Annotated in this window: 15 protein-coding genes; 11 read left to right on the forward strand and 4 right to left on the reverse strand. The window is 61.3% G+C overall.

Annotated features, from left to right (window positions below; genetic code table 11):
- The first annotated feature begins 127 nt into the window (after positions 1-127).
- Positions 128-1,807 (forward strand): ABC1 kinase family protein, encoded by a 1,680-nt coding sequence (locus ACFOW7_RS04715; RefSeq protein ID WP_378161579.1) that lies wholly within the window; start codon positions 128-130, stop codon positions 1,805-1,807.
- A 290-nt stretch (positions 1,808-2,097) separates the two neighbouring features.
- Positions 2,098-2,958 carry an SDR family NAD(P)-dependent oxidoreductase gene (locus tag ACFOW7_RS04720; protein ID WP_378161581.1) on the forward strand — a complete coding sequence of 287 codons (861 nt, stop codon included), beginning with the start codon at positions 2,098-2,100 and terminating at the stop codon, positions 2,956-2,958.
- 22 nt (positions 2,959-2,980) lie between these two features.
- On the opposite strand, the gene ACFOW7_RS04725 is transcribed toward ACFOW7_RS04720, so the two are convergent.
- Complete coding sequence (locus ACFOW7_RS04725) at positions 2,981-3,421, reverse strand: Lrp/AsnC family transcriptional regulator (protein ID WP_378161583.1); 441 nt, start codon at positions 3,419-3,421, stop codon at positions 2,981-2,983.
- 147 nt (positions 3,422-3,568) lie between these two features.
- Between ACFOW7_RS04725 and ACFOW7_RS04730 the strand changes: the two genes are divergently transcribed.
- Both ACFOW7_RS04730 and ACFOW7_RS04735 read left to right on the forward strand, forming a co-directional pair.
- Positions 3,569-4,582, forward strand: coding sequence for a S41 family peptidase (locus tag ACFOW7_RS04730; protein ID WP_378161585.1), 1,014 nt, complete (start codon positions 3,569-3,571; stop codon positions 4,580-4,582).
- A 630-nt stretch (positions 4,583-5,212) separates the two neighbouring features.
- The gene (locus ACFOW7_RS04735) at positions 5,213-6,070 is read left to right on the forward strand and encodes a hypothetical protein (protein ID WP_378161587.1); all 858 of its coding nucleotides are present in this window, start codon (positions 5,213-5,215) and stop codon (positions 6,068-6,070) included.
- Positions 6,071-6,126: 56 nt separating this feature from the next.
- On the opposite strand, the gene ACFOW7_RS04740 is transcribed toward ACFOW7_RS04735, so the two are convergent.
- Both ACFOW7_RS04740 and ACFOW7_RS04745 read right to left on the reverse strand, forming a co-directional pair.
- Complete coding sequence (locus tag ACFOW7_RS04740) at positions 6,127-7,914, reverse strand: pseudouridine synthase (protein ID WP_378161589.1); 1,788 nt, start codon at positions 7,912-7,914, stop codon at positions 6,127-6,129.
- Between the two features lie 217 nt (positions 7,915-8,131).
- Positions 8,132-9,127 carry a lipase family protein gene (locus ACFOW7_RS04745; protein ID WP_378161591.1) on the reverse strand — a complete coding sequence of 332 codons (996 nt, stop codon included), beginning with the start codon at positions 9,125-9,127 and terminating at the stop codon, positions 8,132-8,134.
- 370 nt (positions 9,128-9,497) lie between these two features.
- Between ACFOW7_RS04745 and recA the strand changes: the two genes are divergently transcribed.
- From recA to ACFOW7_RS04780, 7 genes are all read left to right on the forward strand, one after another.
- The gene (gene recA, locus ACFOW7_RS04750; protein WP_378161593.1) at positions 9,498-10,541 is read left to right on the forward strand and encodes a recombinase RecA; all 1,044 of its coding nucleotides are present in this window, start codon (positions 9,498-9,500) and stop codon (positions 10,539-10,541) included.
- Positions 10,542-10,985, forward strand: a complete 444-nt coding sequence (gene recX / locus ACFOW7_RS04755; RefSeq protein WP_378161595.1) for a recombination regulator RecX — start codon at positions 10,542-10,544, stop codon at positions 10,983-10,985.
- Between the two features lie 56 nt (positions 10,986-11,041).
- On the forward strand, positions 11,042-13,123 hold the full coding sequence (locus ACFOW7_RS04760; RefSeq protein WP_378161598.1) for a prolyl oligopeptidase family serine peptidase: 2,082 nt from the start codon (positions 11,042-11,044) through the stop codon (positions 13,121-13,123).
- 301 nt (positions 13,124-13,424) lie between these two features.
- Positions 13,425-15,875: a two-component system response regulator gene (locus ACFOW7_RS04765; protein ID WP_378161600.1), complete on the forward strand. Its 2,451-nt coding sequence runs from the start codon at positions 13,425-13,427 to the stop codon at positions 15,873-15,875.
- A 177-nt stretch (positions 15,876-16,052) separates the two neighbouring features.
- Positions 16,053-17,945 carry a PAS domain S-box protein gene (locus ACFOW7_RS04770; protein WP_378161603.1) on the forward strand — a complete coding sequence of 631 codons (1,893 nt, stop codon included), beginning with the start codon at positions 16,053-16,055 and terminating at the stop codon, positions 17,943-17,945.
- Between the two features lie 168 nt (positions 17,946-18,113).
- Entirely contained in the window at positions 18,114-18,572 is a 459-nt protein-coding gene (locus ACFOW7_RS04775) for a peroxiredoxin (protein WP_378161605.1), read from the forward strand.
- Positions 18,573-18,620: 48 nt separating this feature from the next.
- Positions 18,621-20,024, forward strand: coding sequence for a PhoH family protein (locus ACFOW7_RS04780; protein WP_378161607.1), 1,404 nt, complete (start codon positions 18,621-18,623; stop codon positions 20,022-20,024).
- Between the two features lie 260 nt (positions 20,025-20,284).
- Here ACFOW7_RS04780 and ACFOW7_RS04785 read toward each other — a convergent pair whose 3' ends face one another.
- Positions 20,285-21,478, reverse strand: coding sequence for an MFS transporter (locus ACFOW7_RS04785; RefSeq protein ID WP_378161609.1), 1,194 nt, complete (start codon positions 21,476-21,478; stop codon positions 20,285-20,287).
- Positions 21,479-21,586 lie beyond the last annotated feature (108 nt).

A 21,586-nucleotide genomic window follows, 5' to 3' on the forward strand; every position in this document is an offset into this window, starting at 1 on the left:
CTGTCTCGGTTTGGAGGACCACTTATCGCTCGGGCGATAGCATCCGGACGACGCCGGACTCGACCGGCGACGCGGGGGTCACAAAATGGTTTGGGGGAATTCACTGCGGCCTGTTATAAATCGGGCCATGCTGCGAGAAACCCTGAACTTGATGCGCGATATGCCGCGCATCCGCGAGATTATTGGCACGCTCGCTAGACACGGCTTCGGCGACTTGGTTCGCCGGCTCGGTGTCGAGCGTACATTCGAGCGCGCGGGCGAGATGTTGCACATACCTCAGCCGGAGGGCAACCATCATTTGGCCCCGGCAGAACGCGCCCGCATCGCGCTGGAGGAATTGGGCCCCACCTTTATCAAGCTTGGGCAGGTCATGGCCACCCGGGTAGATGTGTTCCCGCCCGAGTGGATAGCCGAATTCGAGAAGCTGCAATCGAGCGTGCCGCCAGTGCCGTTCGCCGAACTCGAAGCCGAATTGCATACCGCCTGGGGCCGACCGGCCAATGAGCTGTTCGAGGAACTCGACCCACATCCGATCGGCGCGGCCTCGATTGCCCAGGTCCATCGCGCCAGACTGGCCGATGGCACGGCGGTGATCCTGAAAATCCGCCGCCCCCATATCCTGCCCAAGATCGAGGCCGATCTGCGCATCCTGCATCACCTCGCTGGCCTGATCGAATTCGAATTCCCTGAAACCAAGCAGTACCAGCCCGTACGCATCGTCGAGCAGTTCGCCAAGAGCCTGCGGCGCGAGCTTGATCTGGGCATCGAAGCACATAACCACGCCCGCTTTGCGAAGAACTTCGCCGAATACCCCGATATCGTGATCCCGACGGTGTACTGGGAGTACACCAACCCCATCGTCAATGTGCAGAGCTATATCGAGGGCATGCCCGGCAATGAGCTGTCCCAGCTCACCGAAGCTGGGCTGGACCGCAAGGTGCTGGCTCAGCGCGGCGCCGATGCGGTGCTCAAGATGATCCTGATCGACGGCTATTTCCACGCCGACCCGCATCCGGGCAACGTGATCTATCTGCCGGGCAACCGGATCGCCTTTATCGACTTCGGCATGGTCGGCCGGCTGCCGCATCCGCGCCGCGATCAGATCGTCGATCTGCTGGCAGCGCTGGCAAGCCGCGATGAACAGGGCATCCTCAATGTGCTGGTCGACTGGACCGAGGATGAAGTCATCGACGAGGAGAAGCTCGGCGCCGATATTGCCGAGTTCATGTTCAACTACGAGAACCTGCCGCTGAAGGACATCCGCTTCGGCCAGTTGCTCAACGACGTGGTAGCCATCCTGCGCGACCATAACGTCACGCTGCCGGCCGACCTGACGCTGCTGTTCAAGGCGCTGCTGACGCTCGAAGGACTGGGCCGCCAGCTCGACCCCGATTTCCAGATGGTCAAGCATCTGACGCCGTTTGTGCGTCAGGTGATGGTCCAGCGCTGGTCGCCCTCGGCCCTGCTCAAAAAGGGCCAGCACAATCTGGTCGAAGTGGCCAATCTGGTGGGTGGCCTGCCGCGCGATGCCTCGCGGCTGATCAAGGCAGCCCGGCGCGGCAAGGTCAAGATCGATCTGGACCTCAAGCGACTCGACCATTTCGGCCAGCAGATCAACCGCAGCACCAACCGGCTGACGCTGGGCATCGTGACGGGCTGCCTGATCATCGGTTCCAGCATCGTCATGACCGTGCCAGCCGGCCCGCGTCTGTTCGGCTTGCCGGCGTTTGGCCTGATCGGCTTTCTGATCGCCTTCTGCAACAGCGTCTGGTTGATCTACTCGATTTGGCGTTCAGGCAAGGACTGATCACCGTTTGCCTTGAGTATGGCGTTCAAGCTCCACTATCCGCAGCAGCGCTGCATTCTGCTGTCAGGCAGATCTGAGCGCCCACTCTAACGGTAAGAATACAGGCCGGCTCCGTCGAATCCGTACCCTGCTTGCGCTCCTGCGGGAAGCACACAGAGCGAGGCTCAGCGGAGCCGGCGAGCCTGACCCGGGTGAATTCAGGACAATAATTTTAAATTCTTAATGTACAGGCCTAAATAACTAGCAAAGCCATTTCCTGAAATTTTCCATCTACAGAAGAAAGACAAACCATGGCCACAGCGCCAACGATTTTCATCACCGGCTGCTCTTCCGGCATTGGCGCCTGCTGCGCCGAGGGGCTACGCCAGCGCGGTTGGCGGGTATTTGCCGGCACCCGTCGTCAGGAGGATGTCGCCCGGCTGGCGGCGGCCGGTTTTGAGGCGATCCAGATCGATCTCGACGACAGCGACTCGATTGCAGCGGCTGCCCGCACGGTCCTCGCTGCCAGCGAGGGCCGCCTCGATGCGCTGTTCAACAATGCCGGCTTTGGCCAGCCCGGCGCGGTGGAAGACCTGAGCCGGACGGCTTTGCGTGAGCAATTCGAAACCAATCTGTTTGGCACGGTCGAGCTGACCAATCTGCTGCTGCCGGCCATGGTGGCGCGTAAACAGGGTCGGGTGCTGTTCAATAGTTCTGTGCTCGGCTTTGCCGCGATGCCCTATCGCGGCGCCTACAACGCCAGCAAGTTTGCGATGGAAGGGTTGGTCGATACGCTGCGGCTCGAGCTGGCCGGCACGGGCGTGCACCCGGTGCTGATCGAGCCCGGGCCGATTGTCAGTCGTTTCCGCCCCAATGCCTTTGCCCGCTACCAGCGCCATATTGCCGGCCGCCCCAGCCGCCATGCCGCCGTCTATCAGGCGATGGAAGACCGGCTTAACAAGCCTGGGCCGGTTGCCCCCTTTACCCTGCCTCCCGAAGCAGTACTCGATGCCGTCCTGAAAGCCCTGACGGCCCGTCGGCCTCGACCGCGCTATCGGGTGACTTTGCCGACCAAATTCTTTGCCCTGGCCAAACGGCTGCTGCCGACCCGGCTGCTCGATCAACTGCTGCAAGCCGGCGCCGGCAGCGAATCACGGCCGCGTCCGGGCTGACCCCTCCTGTCGGCGGCGACACCTACCAGCGCCCCTTGACCGGCACGGTGCGCAGAATCAGCCGACTATAGGTTTCCTGCACCCCTGCCCGCTCGCGTAGCGCCTCGATCAGCCGGACCAGGTCCTGCTGATCGGTGCAGGCCGTGCGCAGCATATAGTCGAACGAGCCGGTCAATAAGGAGGCTTCGACAATGCCGGGAATCGTGCGGATCACCGCCTCGAAATGCTCGGCACTGGTGCCCGGCCGCATCTTCACATCGATCAAGGCTTCCAGCCGCAGCCCCAAGGCTGCCGGGTCCACATCGGCATGAAAGCCGCGCAGGCTGCCGTCGGCCTGGAGCCGCCGCACCCGTTCGGCCACCGCATTGGCGCTCAGATGCACCTTTTCTCCGAGTTCGCGGTAGCTGAGCCTTCCCTCCAGTCGCAGCAAATTGAGGATATCTCTATCTATCTTGTCCAACACAGCGTTTTCCTCTGAAAAAAGGCCGATTATCCAACAATATCGTGGCCAAACTCGGTAACAGCTTCGTTAAACTTCTCGACGATTCCCTGCCAGAGACGGTCTATGACAATCACCAAAACCCTTCACACCAGTGTCCTGATGCTTACCATGTCCCTTCTCCCCGCCGTTGCCGCTCCCAAAGACATGACCCTCGATGCAGCCGCCCGTAACGAGGTCATCAGCAATACCGCCAAACATCTACGTGCCGATTACGTATTCCCGGACCTAGGGGAAAAGATGGCCGCTTCGCTGCAAGCACGGCAGCAACGCGGCGAATACGACAGGATCGACAGCGCGCTGCGCTTTGCCGAACAACTGAGCGAGGATATGCAGGCGATCAGCCACGATAAGCATCTGCGGCTGCGCTATCGCGAACAGGAGATCGCCAAAGACAGCATCCGGGACGAGGATTCGCCCGAAGAAGTCGCGCGCTACCAGCGCGCAGCCCAGCGAAACAACTACGGCTTTCGCAAGGTGGAAATCCTCGATGGCAATATCGGCTATCTGCGGCTCGACAGCTTTGACGAACCCTCGATTGCCGCCAGCACCGCCACCGCCGCCATGACCCTGCTGGCCGGCAGCAGCGCCCTGATCATCGATCTGCGCCATAACGGCGGCGGCAGCCCGGAGATGGTGCAGTTCCTGACTTCCTACCTGTTCGGGCCGACGCCGGTGCATCTGAACGACCTCTACTACCGCCCGGAAAACAGCACCACCCAATACCGCACCCTGCCTTATGTGCCTGGACCACGGCTGACCAATACCCCGGTCTATCTGCTCACCGCCCGCCGCACCTTCTCGGCCGCCGAAGAATTCAGCTACAACCTGAAACAACTCAAGCGCGCCACCTTGGTCGGTGAAACCACCGGCGGCGGCGCCCATCCAGGCGGGATGTACCGGGTTCACCCGCACTTCCAGGTCTTCGTTGCCACCGGCCGTGCGATCAACCCCATCAGCAAGAGCAACTGGGAAGGCACGGGCGTCATCCCCGACATCGCCACTCCCGCAGCCGATGCCCTGAGCACCACCCATAAGCTGGCACTCGAAGCTACCGCCAAGTCGGCCGCCGATACCGAATATCGCCAGCTGGCAGAAGCTGCCCTCGGCCGTCTCGCCAAGTAAAACGTTACTTCGCCATCGCCAAAGCAAACCGGCCCATGTTGATCCATGGGCCGGTTTTTTAATTCAGATCATTCTGTTCGCGCGACTCACAGGCAGCGATGCCACGCAGCCGTTATTCGACAGAGGCTTGGGGTGTTTTTGCCTAGAATGGCCTTCCACACTGTCCACAATAATTTTTCGGAACCTCAATGATCACTGAACCGTTCTACTGGACAAATAATTCTTTAATAAATATTTCTGCAAAATTCTCTCTATACACAAGGCATAACAATGAAAATAAGTAATTTTTTATGACAACTATAATCATCGTGGCTCCCCGCCACTCTACTGGACATCTCGGCTTTTCAACCATAAAAATCCTCACTCAATCCTTCTCAAGAAGAAAAAAACCATTCGCCTGATTTTCTTGGTTTTTTATTACTCGGATATTATCGATTGATTTCAAGTATCCGAATCTCCAATCCCATCGAAATTTGTATGGTCCACCCGTATAGACAAGCACGGGGAAACCTCGTAGATTCCAGCGTCATGCCCGACCATCGACCGATTAATAGCTATTGAATAACTTGTCCTTATAGAGATAAGCCGCTTATGACATTGCAACGGATGCCCGTCTTCTTTGATCGCCGCATGGTTGTCCGTGGTGATCTGCCGTCCCCCTCGGCCCGCAAACCGGAACAGGCCGTCGAAGCCTGGGTAAAGGCCGGTCTGGCGATCAAGGTCCAGTCTTTTGCGCCGGTAGCGCAACAGGATTTCCATCTGGCGCATCAGCCGCGCCATGTCAGCGAAATCCTCAACCTGAGCCGTCGTAACGGTTTCGATACCTTCTGTCCCGAAGTCTGCGCCACGTTGCCCTGGACCACCGGCTCGATGCTGGCCGCCGCGCGCTACGCCCTGACCCACCGCACCATTGCCTGCTCGCCCACCTCGGGCTTTCACCATGCCGGCTACGAAACAAGCTGGGGTTTCTGCACCTTCAACGGCCTGATGGTGACCGCACGCAAGCTGTTGCAGGAAGGGCTGGTACGGCGGGTAGGGATTCTCGACTGCGACCGCCACCTGGGCGATGGCACCGAAGACATCATTGCCCGCACCAGAAGCCGTCACCAGATCGTCCATTTCACCGTCCGCGCCCACTATCCCGACGAGGCGGAGGGCTTCTTCCAAGCCCTGCCCGGCATGCTGGCCACACTTGCCAGTTGTGATCTGGTGCTGTATCAGGCAGGGGCCGATGTTCATGTGGACGATCCGCTGGGTGGCTATCTCGACAGCGAACAGATGCGGCTGCGCGACCGTATGGTGCTGAGTTTCCTGGCTGAACGCGGCGTCCCGACCGCCTGGAATCTGGCCGGCGGTTATCAGGAAGAGACGCTGCCCGACGGCCGCGCCAGCCTCGACAAGGTGCTGGCGCTGCATATCGCCACCATGGAAGAGTCGCTGGCAGCCGCCCGCGGCTTCCGTCGCCGTGCCGAGGCTATCCTGCTGTAAACGACAACGGCCCGTGTCTCTCGACACGAGCCGTTGCTGAAAACCCAGAACCTTGTTTAGTGCGCCCGTCCCGTCAGCGACAGGCCGGCCCACTTCAGCACCGACAGCACTTCCGTCTCGCTGAGTTCGTAGTATTGGCCACGCTTGAGACGGGGCGGCAGTTGCAGGGGGCCAAAACGCACCCGCATCAGCCGCGACACGGTCAGGTCGAAATGCTCGAACATCCGCCGCACTTCCCGGTTACGGCCTTCACGCAGAATGACGCGATACCAGTGGTTCTTGCCTTTGCCGTCGCCGCCTTGATCCTGTAGCACGTCGAAGTGGGCTTCGCCGTCGTCCAACTGAATGCCCGACAACAATTGCTGACGCTGCTCTTCGGTCAATTCACCCAGCAGACGCACGGCATACTCACGCTCGACTTCAAAACGCGGATGCATCAGCCGGTTGGCCAGTTCGCCCGAGGTCGTGAAGACCAGCAGGCCCGAGGTATTGAAATCGAGGCGGCCCACTGCCACCCAGGCCGAACTCAGCACTTTGGGCAGCCGTTCGAAGACGGTGACACGGCCTTCCGGGTCGTCCCGGCTCACCAGCTCGCCTTCCTGCTTGTGGTACAGCACGATACGCGGCAGACGGTCGGGCCAACGGATATCGACGGGACGCCCATCAAACCGGACCATATCGCCCGGCCGTACCCGGGTACCCGGCTCGGCTACCGTGCCATTGACGCTGACCCGGCCGGCCGCCACCCATTCATCACAGTCACGCCGCGAACCGACGCCAGACAGCGCCAGGGCTTTCTGCAAGCGCAAGTCACCGATATAACGGGCCTCGACCCGCTTTTCCCGCAGTTGTTGTTCCTGTTTCTGCTGCTTTTCGCTGCCGGCACGCAGCCGCATCTTGCGGGCGCGCTCGACCGGCTGGAAACGCTCGGTATCGGCGCGGGAACGACGACCATCGTGTTCGATGCTATTGAAGCCCGGCCCCAGATTGGTGGCACCGCTCCTACCATGACGACGGGCTTGCGAGCCATAGCCTTCACCAGCTTGTTCCGACTGGCCACGACCACCGAAACCTTGACCTCCGGCCTGGCCGCGACCACGCGAACCATGGCCTTCACCAGCTTGTTCTGACCGACCACGGCCACCAAAGCCCTGACCACCGGCTTGGCCACGACCACGCGAGCCATAGCCTTCACCGCCCTGCTCGGACCGGCCACGACCGCCGAAACCTTGGCCACTGGCCTGACCACGACCACGCGAACCGTAGCCTTCACCACCTTGCTCGGACTGGCCGCGACCGCCAAAGCCTTGTCCACCGGCCTGACCACGACCACGCGAACCGTAGCCTTCACCACCTTGCTCGGACTGGCCGCGGCCGCCGAAGCCTTGGCCACCGGCCTGACCACGACCACGCGAACCGTAGCCTTCACCACCTTGCTCGGACCGGCCACGACCGCCAAAGCCTTGGCCACGACCACGCGAGCCATAGCCTTCACCACCTTGTTCGGACCGGTCGCGACCGCCGAAACCCTGACCGCCAGCACCAGTCCGGCCGCGGCCTTGCGAGCCGTAGCCCTCGCCGCCTTGCTCGGACCGGCCGCGACCGCCGAAACCCTGACCTGCCGCACCTGCTCGGCCACGCCCCTGCGAGCCGTAGCCCTCGCCGCCCTGTTCGGACCGGCCGCGACCGCCGAAGTCCTGGCCGCCTTGACCACGGCCGCCGAAACCTTGACCTCGACCTTGCGAGCCGCCGTGGCCGCCCTGCCGTCCGCCGCCCTCGCCACGGGCACCCGTTCCTTGTCGCGGCGGGGAAGTATGGGATCTGGGCTTTCTCGGCGTGCTCATGCTGAACTCCTTGTGCAATAGAAAAACGAAACGGCGGTCAGATACCGCCGTCACGTCCTCATCGATCGATCGAATGCGCCATTATAGCCCGTCCCACCCGATCCACCGCCACAACAAACGGTGTTCGGCAAAAATCTAAATAATTAGGACAAATAGCTACAAGGTTTATAGCGGCATTCAAGAAAATTGGAAATTTTCCCCCGGACCCGCACTGCGCTCAGCCTAGCGAGGCCACCCAATCGTTCCATAGATGGGTCGTATATAACACCGGCGCATGGTCGCGGATCATCGCCGGCACCGCCGCCTGCCACCAGCCGTCAGGCCCGAGCCACAACTGACCGAACGCGGCCGGGAAAGCACCGGGCAACAGGTCGAGATAGTCGCTGCGCCAACCGCCACGCGTTTCGACACCGCCCTGGCGGCCGATAAAGCGGGTTTCGCGGATCTCGGCATAGCGATCAAGATAAGGCAGCCACAGCACATGGCGCGGCGGCACCCGCGCCACTAGATCGAGGTCATTGACCACATGATGCAGCGGCACCCCGGCAAACAGCTTCATAAACGCAGCATTGCCGACACGCGGGGCGCCAAATACATAGACCCCTTCCACTTCGGCCACCGCCCCACAGTGACAGTCGGCCGCGGTGAGCAGCGCCAGCGCACCGCCCAGACTGTGTCCGGTCAGCCAGAGTGGCTTATCGCCGTCATCGACGGCCAGCGCCGCGCGCACCTCGTCGCGCATTTCCTGGTAGGCACTGCGAAAGCCGGTATGGACCCGCCCACCGTGTTCATAGCGCGACAACATGGCGGCAGCATCGGTAAACAGCCAGTCCTGGATCGGCCCTTCGATCCACAAGCGGCTGCGCTCGGCCGTAGACACCAGGCCGCCGCCCCGGAACACCAGCAGCTTGAGATCGCGGCAGTGAAGCAAAAACCAATTACCGCCAAGCGCCCGCGTTGATCCGCATTGCACCGACTCGACGCCAAGCGGCGCAAAGCCGCGCTGTAGCGTCTCGATGGCTTCCTGATCGGGCAGATAAGCCGCCAGCGAGGTCTCGGCACACCACCAGGCCGTGCCACGCTGGTAATCGGGCGTTCGGATAAAGCGGCACAGCGCCGCCTGCTCGAAATAAGCATACCCCTCGGCAGGGGGAAACAGCGCCGACAGGGCCGTCGGTACCTGGCGCGGCAGGGGCACGGGACCAGCATTCATAGCCAACGCTCCTCCTTGGCAGTAAGCAGCCCCCTTTCGGACGAAACGGGAGCCTCTATATAGAAGAGGTTGTAGTCTGCCCGCTCCACCAGCGCCAAACCGCAGGCTTGCCCAGCGGGCAGGATCGGTCGTGTAAAGGGTTTACGGATCGGTTGCAGACCCGGTTTTCAGCCGTTTTTGCGCTGCTGCCAGCCGGTTTTACGGCCGTTTGTCGGGGCGCGAAAAATTCACATCCTTGTTTAACAAGGGGTTCGCCGGTTTTTGCTGTGGGGAAGGTTTTTCGGTGAACGAATGATCACAGACCGTGTCATAATCCGTCCTGTCCACATCAACCCACCGGGCCTGCCGGCCCGTCTTTGAGGATTCCAGCATGGATGAGAACAAGAGCAAGGCGCTGGCGGCAGCGCTGGCCCAGATCGAAAAGCAGTTCGGTAAAGGTTCGATCATGAAGATGGGCGAAGCCCAGATCGAGAACGATCTTCAGGTAGTCTCCACCGGCTCGCTCGGTCTCGATCTCGCCCTTGGCATCGGCGGCCTGCCTCGTGGCCGTATCGTTGAAATCTATGGTCCCGAATCGTCGGGTAAAACCACCCTCTGTCTGCATGCGGTGGCCGAAATCCAGAAACTGGGCGGTGTCGCCGCCTATATCGATGCAGAGAATGCGCTCGACCCGGTCTACGCCCAGAAACTCGGAGTCAATGTGGGCGACATGCTGATCTCCCAGCCCGACACCGGCGAACAGGCGCTTGAAATCGCCGATATGCTGGTCCGCTCGGGTGGCGTCGATATCATCGTGATCGACTCGGTCGCCGCCTTGACGCCCAAGGCCGAAATCGAAGGCGAGATGGGCGACAGCCACGTCGGCTTGCAGGCCCGCCTGATGTCCCAGGCCCTGCGAAAACTCACCGCCAACATCAAACGCACCAACACCCTGGTGGTCTTTATCAACCAGATCCGGATGAAGATCGGCGTGATGTTCGGCAATCCCGAAACCACCACCGGCGGCAACGCCCTCAAGTTCTATGCCTCGGTCCGGCTCGATATCCGCCGCACCGGCGCCATCAAGCGTGGCGAAGAAGTGGTCGGCAACGAGACCCGGGTCAAAGTGGTCAAGAACAAGGTCTCGCCCCCGTTCCGCGAAGCCAACTTCGACATCCTCTACGGCGAGGGCATCTCGCGCGAAGGCGAGATCGTCGAACTCGGCGTCACCCATAAAATCATCGACAAGTCAGGCGCCTGGTACGCCTACAACGGCAGCAAGATCGGCCAGGGCAAGGACAATGCACGCGAGTATCTGCGTGAGAATCCGGCCATCGCCCGCGATATCGAAGGCAAGATCCGCGCAGCCGTCGGCGTCACCATGCCGCTGCCCGGTGCCGAAGCCGAAGAAGAAGAACTGCCGGAAGACCTGTAAATGGCCGACACGCTGCGCGACCGGGCGCTCGCCCTGCTGGCGCGGCGTGAGCACAGCCGCGCCGAGCTGCGTCGCAAGCTCGGCGGCGGCGACGAGGTCGAGTCGGTGCTCGATGAACTCGAAGCGCGCGACTGGCTCAGCGATGCCCGCTTTGCCGCGCGCTATGTCGAGTCCTACCGTAGCCGCTTCGGCCGCCGTCGCCTCGAGTACGGCCTGCGCGAACGCGGCATCGCCGAGTCCCTGATCCACGAAGTGCTGGCCGATACCAGCGACGAGGACGGCAACCACGAACTCAGCCGCGCCCGCACCCTATGGGCCCGCAAATTTGGCAACCCGCCTGCCGATGCGCGCGAGAAGGCGCGACAGGTACGCTTTCTACAGTCGCGCGGCTTCGATTTCGATATCATTCGTCGTGTTCTGGGTGGTGAGGACGACGAGTCCTGAGCCGCCTGCGATGCATTGGCGGCATCGACTGCCGCCTTCACGACGAGAGAGAAACGATGAAGAAGGTATTAGCCATCTCGCTGGCACTGCTTGGTACCGCCCTGCCGGTCCAGGCCAAGGAGGGTGCCGACCCTTACCAATGGCTGGAAGAAGTCAACGGTAAGAAACCGCTTGATTGGGTCAAGCAACGCAATCACCTCACCCGTAAAACCCTCGACCACGATCCGCAGTTCACCACGCTGCGCAAAGATATTCTGACCGTGCTCGACTCCAAGGAACGCATCCCCTACGTGGCCAAGATGGGGGAGTTCTACTACAACTTCTGGACCGATGCCGACCATCCGCGTGGCATCTGGCGCCGCACCAGCGCGGCCGAATACCGCAAGGCCAACCCCAAATGGGAAACCGTGCTCGATGTCGATGCATTGGGCCGCAATGAGAAAACCAACTGGGTCTACAAGGGCGCCAATTGCCGCTACCCGGTGTACGACCGCTGTCTGGTCAAGCTGTCGCGCGGCGGCGCCGATGCCTCGATCGTGCGCGAGTTCGATCTGGCCAGTAAATCATTTGTCAAAGACGGCTTCCAATTGCCCGAAGCCAAGAGCCGGGTCGAGTGGATCGACCGCGATGCCATCTATGTCGGCACCGATTTCGGCAGCGGCAGCATGACCGATTCGGGCTATCCGCGTCAGGTCAAGCACTGGCAGCGCGGCACGCCGCTTGGCGAGGCCAAGCTGGTATTCGAGGGCCAGGCCAAAGACCTGTCGGTCGATGCCAATGTCTGGCACACCAACGGCCGTCGCTACGAACTGATCAACTACACCCACGCCTACTACAACAGCGAATATCTGCTCAACGAAGCCGGCAAGCTGCACAAGATCGATGTGCCCCTGCATGCCGAGATCGGCTTCTTCGGCGAGCAGATGCTGGTGCAACTGCGCGAGTCGTGGACCGTCGCCGACAAGACCTGGCCCGGCGGCAGCCTGCTGGCCATCGATTTCGCCGCCTTCCGTGAAGGCAAGCGCGACTTCGTGGCGCTGTTCGAGCCGCGTGATCAGGTGGCGCTGTCGGGTTATACCGCGACCAAGAATTTCCTGATCATCGAAACGCTCGACAACGTCAAGAGCCGGTTGACCGAATGGAAATTCGCCGATGGCCGCTGGAGTTCGCGTGCGATCGACGCCCCGACCTTTGGCTCGCTGGGTGTGCAGCCGGTCGACAGCGACCTGAGCGACGACTATTTCCTCACCCATACCGACTTCCTGACCCCGGCCTCGCTCTACCAGGCCCAGGCAGGCAACGACAAGCGTGAGCTGCTCAAGCGCAATCCGGCCTTCTTCAACAGCACCGACCTCGAAATCGGCCAGAACCAGGCTGTGTCGCGCGACGGCACCAAAGTGCCCTACTTCATCGTGCGGCGCAAAGACCTCAAGCTCGACGGCAGCACCCCCACCCTGCTCTATGGCTATGGCGGCTTTGAAATCTCGCTGACGCCGTGGTACAGCGCCGGCGCCGGCAAGGGTTGGCTCGAAAAGGGCGGCGTCTATGTGGTGGCCAATATCCGGGGCGGCGGCGAATTCGGGCCGGCCTGGCACCAGGCAGCCAAGAAGGAGAACCGCCAGAAAGCCTACGACGACTTTATCGCCGTGGCCGAAGATCTGATCGCCCGCAAGATCACCAGCCCGAAGAAGCTGGCGGCCATGGGCGGCAGCAATGGCGGTCTGCTCGCCGGTGTGATGCTGACCCAGCGCCCCGAACTGTTCGGTGCCGTGCTGTCCTCGGTGCCGCTGCTCGATATGCAGCGCTACAACAAGCTGCTTGCCGGTGCCTCCTGGATGGGCGAATACGGCGACCCCGACGATCCCAAGCAGTGGGACTTCATCCAGCGTTATTCGCCCTACCATAACGTCAAGCCCGGGGTGAACTATCCCAAGGTGCTGTTCACCACCTCGACCCGCGACGACCGCGTCCACCCGGGCCATGCCCGCAAAATGGTCGCCAAGATGCTCGACCAGGGCCACAAGAACGTCTGGTATTACGAAAATATCGAAGGCGGCCATGCCGGCGCTGCCGATAACCGCCAGCGGGCCGATCTACAGGCGCTTGAGTACACCTTCCTGTGGAAGATGCTCAATTAAGCACCTGCCCAGAGCAATCATCGGACGGACTCTCCACGGAGAGTCCGTTTTTATTTATATATAGCCACATAGTTCATTATATCTTGCACAATTTTTGCAAAATATTTGTTTTTAAACACCCCCCCACTTCCTGCTGCCCGTCGGACCGCCCACTAGCGTGCTCAGCACCAAGCGGTGCCGACCGGATCATCGGTCATCGTCCGCGTTCACCCATCGTCGCTACCGGCTGGCGGAGGCACGCACGAGCGTCTTTAATGGGCTAAGCGGTTGTCAGACCGCCGCTTCCAAGGACTGCCCGCCGATGTCCCAATCAGAGTTGTCTCCCCGCCAGTCGTTGATCCTGATCGTCGAAGACGAAGGCATCATCGCCCTCAACTTGCAGCAGCAATTGCTCAGCTTTGGCACCTATGCCGTCGTGGCCATCGCCCCAACCGGGGAAGAAGCGATCGAGCTGGCCCAGACCACCAAGCCCGATCTGGTGCTGATGGATGTTCATCTGGCCGGCGAAATGGATGGCATCGACGCGGCCCAGCATATCTACGACCAGTTGCGCATTCCCATCGTCTTTCTCAGTGCCTACGCCGAGGACTCGATGCTTGAGCGGGCACGCCATGCCTTTCCCTATGGCTATCTGGTCAAGCCGTTCGAGCCACGCGAACTCAATGCCACGATCCAGATGGCCCTGTCGCGCCGCGCCGCCGAATCCGAAGTCGAGCGCAGCGAAGAGCGGCTGCGCCTGGCGCTCGATGCGGCAAGTCTCGGCGTGTGGGAGTGGGATTCGCACTCGGGCAAGGTGACCACGTCGGGCCATATGCAGTTGATCTTCGGCGGCCCGCTCGAACCGATCAGCGAAAGCCCGCAGGATTTTCTCAGCTGGGTCCATCCCGACGACCGGCAACTGGCCCGCCAGAAGCTCGAACGGGTGATGGGCGGCGACAACTCGCTCAATATGGTGCTACGTCATCTGCGTGCCGGCGGCGAATCGGGCTGGGTGGAAGTGCTGGCGCGGGCTTTTCCGGGCGATACGCTCGAAACCACCCGGGTGGTCGGGGTGATCAAGGACATCAGCGAGCGACGCAAGCTCGAAGAACGGCTGCGCCAGACCTGTGTCGCGTTCGAGACCACCGCTGAAGCCATCTTTATCCTCGATCGGCAGCGGCGCATCGTCTCCACCAATCCGGCCTTTACCGAAATCACCGGCTACCGGCCTGAAGAAGTTCTAGGACTCGACCCCGAAACCCTGCTGTTCACCCAGCCGCGCGGCCAACCGTTCTATGAGCGACTCAGCGGCAGCGAAACCGGGCAGTGGCAGGGCGAAGTGCAATGTCGGCGGCGCAGCGGCGAGCTGTTTCCGGCCTGGCAGAGCATCAGCTATGTGCCCGACAGCAATGGCGATGTCACCCACTATGTGCTGGCATTGGCCGATATCAGCGCGATTCGTCATGCGGAAGACCAGTTGCTGATCCTGGCCCATTTCGATGCCCTGACCGGCCTGCCCAACCGGGTGGTGTTCAATGACCGGCTCGATCAGGCGCTGGCGCAGGCACGCCGGCTCAGACAACGGCTGGCCGTGATGTTCATGGACCTCGACGGCTTCAAGGGCGTCAACGACACACTGGGCCATGCGATTGGCGACCTGCTGCTGCAAGCGGTGGCCGAGCGGATCAAGAGTTTCGTGCGCAGCAACGACACCGCCGCTCGGTTGGGCGGCGACGAATTTGTGCTGCTGATGGCCGGCATCAGCTCGGGCACCGAAGCGGCCCAGTTCTGCCGCCGACTGCTGCGGGCGATCGAAGCGCCGATCGAGCTGGAAAGCCACCAGGTGTCGGTATCGGCCAGCCTTGGCATCAGCGTCTATCCCGACGACGGCCACGACCGCCACAGCCTGTTGATGGCAGCCGATACGGCCATGTACAGCGCCAAGAACGCCGGCCGCAACCGCTACTGCTTTTTCAGCCACGAGATGGGCGAGCGCGCCGCCGAGCGCATGAATATCGAGCAGGGGCTTAAACTCGCCGTCGAGAAGAACCATCTGGTGCTGCATTACCAGCCGCAAATCTCGCTGGCCGACGGCCGTCTGATCGGCATCGAGGCGCTGATGCGCTGGCGCCATCCAAGCGAAGGGATGGTGATGCCGGCCCGCTTTATTCCGGTAGCCGAAGAAACCGGTTCGATCGTGGCGCTGGGCAACTGGGCGCTCCATACCGCCTGCCGCGATACCGGCTCGCTGCCGCTGCGGCTGTCGGTCAATGTCTCCGCCTTGCAACTGGGCCGCGACGACTTTATCGATACCCTGCATGCCCTGCTCGACCAGACCGGTTTTCCGCCGAGCCAGCTCGAAATCGAAATCACCGAGAGCACGCTCCAGGTGATCGAACACAGCCGCCAGCGGCTGGCTGCCTTGAAGTCGCTCGGGATAGGCATTGCCATCGACGACTTCGGCACGGGCTATTCCTCGCTGAGCCTGCTCAAGCATCTACCGATCGACCATGTAAAGATCGACCGCTCCTTTGTCCAGGATCTGCCGGACGACCACAGCAGCCTCGCCATCGTCCGCGCCGTGATCGTGCTGGCCCATAGCCTGGGCCTGCGCGTGATCGCCGAAGGGATCGAGACCGAAGCCCAGCGCATCACCCTGTGCGAACTGGGGTGCGAGGAGGGCCAGGGCTATCTGTTCGGTCGACCCCAGCCCCTGGCCGATCTGCAAGCGCTACAGCAACGTTGGCGGGCCGGACGCTGGATGCCTGAATAAATAAGTTTTATTTTTATTTTAAATCAGCTACCCATATAGCATTATTTTTGCACAATTTTTTCTATTGGATGATCTTTCCATAAGCGCAATCACCCTTTGCAGTGCTTGGCAGGACAGGCAATGCGTGATGGATTGTCATGCCGGTCCAGCGAGCCGGCAGTTTGAGGAGCCACCGTCATGTCCGACCAGGACCGCAGCACCAGTCAGGCCCGGCTCAACGAACTCGAAGCCGAAAACGCCCGGTTGCGCGAAAACGAGGCGCGCTATCGCACCATGCTGGAGAGCGTGCGCGACTACGCCATCGTGCTGCTCGATTCGCACGGTCTGGTGGTCAGCTGGGGCAGCGGCGCCGAAGTCCTGACCGGCTACAGCGCCACCGAGATGGTGGGGCAATCGATTGCCAGGCTCTATCCGCCTGAAGACGTGGCGCTCGACATTCTCGGCCGTGAATTGGCACAGGCGCGCCAGAAAGGCCGGGTTGAGGCCGAATATTGGCGCGAGCGCAAGGATGGCTCGCGTTTCTGGGCCAATACGGTGATCACGGCCTTGCAGGGCCGCAGTGATGGGCAGAATGGCTTTGTGGTGGTGGCCCGCGATCTGACCGAGGCGCGTGCCGCCAACGATGCGCTGCGGCAGGCGCGCGACGATCTGGAAATCCGGGTCAACGAACGCACGGCCGAGTTGCAGGCCAGCGAAACCCGTTTCCGCATGCTGCTCGAAGGCGCGCCTGACGCAGTGATTGCGGTCGACCACGACGGCAAGATCATCTTCGCCAACGGCCAGACCGAGGTGCTGTTCGGCTATAGCCAGCCCGAACTGCTCGGCAAGCCGATCGAGATGCTGATCCCCGAGCGCTACCACCATCATCATGTCGAGCACCGCAGCCACTACAGCACCACCCCCCGGGTCCGGGCCATGGGCAGCGGCCTGTCGCTGTCGGGTCGCCGCGCCAACGGCAGCGAATTCCCGGTCGATCTGATGCTGAGCCCCATCATTACCGAGCAAGGGCCGCTCACCATGGCCATCGTGCGCGACGTGACCGAGCGGCGCGAGGCCGAGGCGCGGATCAAGGCGAGCGAAATGCGTTTTCGCACCCTGCTCGAAGGCGCACCTGATGCCGTGATCGCCGTGGATCAGCAAGGCAAGATCACCTTTGCCAACGGCCAGACCGAAGTGCTGTTCGGCTATCCGTATGCCTCGCTGCTCGGCCAGTCGATCGAGATGCTGATCCCTCAGCGCTACCACCATCGCCATCTGCAACACCGCCAGAACTACACCGACGCACCACGGGTCCGGGCCATGGGCAGCGGTCTTGCGCTGTCGGGCCGGCGCGCCGATGGCAGCGAATTCCCGGTCGATCTGATGCTGAGCCCGATTGCAACCGAGCAAGGCACGCTCACCATGGCCATCGTGCGCAACGTGACCGAGCGGCGCCAGGCAGAGGAGCGCATTCAGGCGGCGTTGGAGGAAAAGGAGACGCTGCTCAAGGAAATCCACCATCGGGTCAAGAACAATCTTCAGGTGGTCGCCAGCCTGTTTGACCTGCAAGCCGGCACCACCACCGACCCCGCAGTGATCGCCGCGCTGCGCGAAGGCCAGTGTCGGGTGCGTTCGATGGCCTTGATCCATGAGACGCTGTACCGCACACAGGATTTCTCGCGCATTCCGTTTACCACCTATCTGGAGCAGCTCAGCCGCACCTTGCTGAGTTCCTATGCCGGCGACACCCATCATGTGGCGCTCGATATCGAGGCCGAGCATGTGTTTCTCGATCTACAGATCGCCACGCCCTGCGGTCTGCTGGTCAACGAGCTGTTGGCCAATTCGCTCAAGCACGCGTTTCCCAACAAACGACCCGGCCGCATCACTGTCACATTGCGACGCCAGGATGAGAAAACCGTCTGCCTGATGGTGGCCGACGACGGCATTGGCCTGCCGCCGGGCTTCGAGCCGACACGGGCGACCTCGCTGGGGCTGCAACTGGTGCAGATGCTGTCGCGGCAGATCCGCGGCAAACCACACTGGGACAGTCAGCACGGCACCCGCTTCGAGCTGAACTTCCCGGCTTGATCACTTGAGATCACTCCATTAACAGCCCGTCGCTTTCTCTGGCGACGACAAAGGGACAGATGTATAAATTATTGACGCGGATCGACCGGAAACTTGTTGCGAGTCCGCGCTTGTTGGACGCGGCGCTTTACGAGGACAATACCGTGCATCCCTTTCCGGAGACCATGCATGCTCAATCAAGTCGTTCCCGCCCTCAATCTGCCGATGACCGGCACTGCCGCCTTTGATACCGCCGCGCTGCAAGGCGCGCGTTATGTGCTGTATTTCTACCCCAAGGACAACACCCCCGGCTGTACCACGGAGAGTGCCGATTTCCGCGATCGGCATGCCGAGTTCAGCGCCGCCGGCTGGCAGGTGTTTGGCCTGAGCCGCGACAGCATGAAGTCGCACGACAATTTCAAACAGAAACTGAGCCTGCCATTCGAGCTGATCTCGGACCCCGAGGAGCTCGCCTGTGGCGCCTTTGGCGTGATGAAGATGAAAAACCTGTATGGCAAGCAGGTGCGTGGCGTCGAGCGCAGTACCTTTGTGATCGACCGTGACGGCCAGGTGCTGCGCGAATGGCGTGGCGTCAAGGTTCCGGGTCATGTCGAGGAGGTGCTGGCCTTCGTCAAGACGCAGAACTGAGTCGTCCGCCGTTTTTTCTTTGTCGAACCGCACTGGAGAAGAAAACCCATGGCCGCCCGCAAAGCCAAATCGACCAAGCTGTTCGTCCTTGATACCAACGTGCTGATGCACGATCCGACTTCGCTGTACCGTTTCGAAGAACACGACGTCTACCTGCCGATGGTGACGCTCGAAGAGCTGGACAACCATAAGAAAGGCATGTCCGAAGTGGCGCGCAACGCCCGTCAGGCCAGCCGTTTTCTCGATGAGATCGTCAGCGGCAAGGAAAGCGAAATCGCCTACGGCGTGGCACTCAAGGGAGCGAGCAAGAGTCTGGCACAGGGCAATCTGTTTCTGCAGACCGAGGCGGTCAGCCGCGAGCTGCCCGTGCAGTTGCCGGTGGGCAAGGCGGACAATCAGATCCTTGGGGTAGTGATCCATCTGGTGCACCAGTTTCCCAAGCGTCAGGTGATCCTGGTCACCAAGGACATCAATATGCGGATCAAGGCCCGGGCACTCGGGCTGGCCGCAGAGGATTACTTCAACGATCAGGTGCTCGAGGACACCGATCTGCTCTATACCGGCACGCGCGAAATCGACCAGTCGTTCTGGGAGAAGAACGGGCGCGATCTGGAATCCTGGCAGGACGGCGGCCGCATCCATTACCGGATCAGGGGTGCCGACTGCTCGGGCCTGCTGCTCAACCAGATGATCTTCCAGGAAGGCGGCGACAAGCCGTTTCTGGCCATCGTCAAGGAAGTCAACGGCAAGACGGCGCGGCTTGAGTCGATCAAGGACTACAGCCACCCCAAAAACGCCATCTGGGGCATCACTGCACGCAACCGCGAACAGAATTTCGCGCTGAATCTGCTGATGAACCACGATATTGATTTCGTCACCCTGCTCGGTCAGGCCGGGACCGGCAAGACGCTGCTGACCCTGGCAGCCGGCTTGATGATGACGCTGGAGGAAAAGCGTTACTCCGAAATCATCATGACCCGGGTAACGGTGCCGGTGGGCGAGGATATCGGCTTCCTGCCGGGTACCGAGGAAGAAAAAATGGCGCCGTGGATGGGAGCGCTCGAAGACAATCTCGACGTTCTCAACCAGACCGACAACGAAAGCGGCGACTGGGGCCGTGCCGCCACGCGCGATCTGATCCGTTCGCGGATCAAGATCAAATCGCTCAACTTTATGCGCGGCCGCACCTTCCTCAATAAGTTCCTGATCATCGACGAGGCGCAGAACCTGACGCCCAAGCAGATGAAGACGCTGATTACCCGGGCAGGTCCAGGCACCAAGGTGGTCTGCCTGGGCAATATTGCCCAGATCGACACGCCCTATCTGACCGAAGGCAGTTCAGGGCTGACCTATGTGGTCGACCGCTTCAAAGGCTGGGCCCACTCGGGCCATATCACGCTGCAGCGCGGTGAGCGCTCGCGCCTGGCTGATCATGCGGCGGAGGTTTTGTAGGGTTGGAGAAAATGACAAGGGCGGACGGGATTATCCGTTCGCCCTGTTTCTGACCCTTTGCCAACAGACAATCATCGATTGCCTGTTTCTCCAACAAAAACAAGATATTGCCAACACATCATTCCCATCACCCTCTCCAAGCAGACCAGTAACTGTTCAATAAACGGGGCCAGACCGTCACGATCAGCCTCAACAGTGATCGGACACAAAAAAACCGGCACGTTCACAGCTACCGGTTTCTTCGTTGCAGTACCGGCAAATCAGGCCGCTACGGTCTGTCCAATCCGCCGCGTCAGCAGCGACAGGGCGCCCAGCACGCCCAGGCTGCACAGCACGGTCAGGAAGGCCACCGTCGGCATATTGCCGAGCTTGCCGTCAGACAGGGTGGTCAACAACTGGCTCGATACGACCGAAGCCAGCGCAATCGCCAGATTCTGTACCAATCCTTGCAAGGACATGAAACCCGCCCGTTCATATGGCTGCGGCACCTGGCTCGTCACCGCGGCCAGCGTCACGCCACGGCCGGCGTTGCCGGCCATGAACATCATAAAGGCCAGCATCAGCGGCAGTACGTGCAGACCGAACAGCGGCGTCATCCCCACCGCCACCGAAATCGTGGTCAGCAGCAGACCCGGGAACGGCCCGGCCCGGTCCACCAGCCGCCCCAGACCCAGCATCGTCACCATCGCTGTGATGCCGCCGACGAAATACAGCATGCCCAGGTGTTCGCGCGGATAGCCCAGGTTGAGCAGGAAGTAAGCCGAGAAATTCGGGATCACCAGGAAAGCCGAGAACTGGGTCAGTCCCTGTACCAGACAGGCGGCCTGTACCGCCGGTCGGGCCAGCAGCGTGCGTGGCGAGACGGCGGCATCGCGTCCCATATGCTCGCGCATCGACGGCAGAATCAGCGCCAGCGCCAGCCAGACCAGCGCAGCCATGGCGGCAACGGCATAGAAAGGCAGCGTCCAGCCGCCCAGCCGGGCCAGCTCCAGTGCCAGCGGCACCCCGCCGATGGCGGCGACCGAGAAGCCCAGCATGGTGCGGCTGATCGCCTGGCCCCGCTCCTGGGGCGGCGTCGAGTCGATCACGATGGCCATGCCCAGCGCCAGGGCCGGACCGCCAAACAGACCGGTCAGCGCCCGGGCGATAAACAGCGTCCACTGATCGACCGCCCAGGCCCCCGCCACCGTGGCGACGGCCAGCAGACCGAAAGTCAGCAGCACCGCAGGTTTACGGTCGAAGCGATCGAGCAGCCGGATCGACAGCAACCCCGACAGCACGGCCGCGGCCGTATAGGCCGCCGACATCCACGGCAGCCGGTCGGGCGCCACACCAAGTGCCTTGGCCAGATCGGGGCCAAGAGGCATCACCATCATGAAATCGAGGATATAGACAAACTGCATCGCCCCTACCAGCGCGACCGCCTGTCCTGAACTCAAGGTTTTCTGACCCATGGGAATCCTTGCCCCGCCGAAACGGGAATACCATGGCCGCACCACCTACCGGCCTGCTACCTTTATTAAAATTTTCGGAAAAACAGGCGCCAGGTGTGTTCTGCCATG

Source organism: Chitinimonas lacunae, assembly GCF_042650885.1.
Taxonomy (GTDB): Bacteria; Pseudomonadota; Gammaproteobacteria; order Burkholderiales; family Chitinimonadaceae; genus Chitinimonas_A; species Chitinimonas_A lacunae.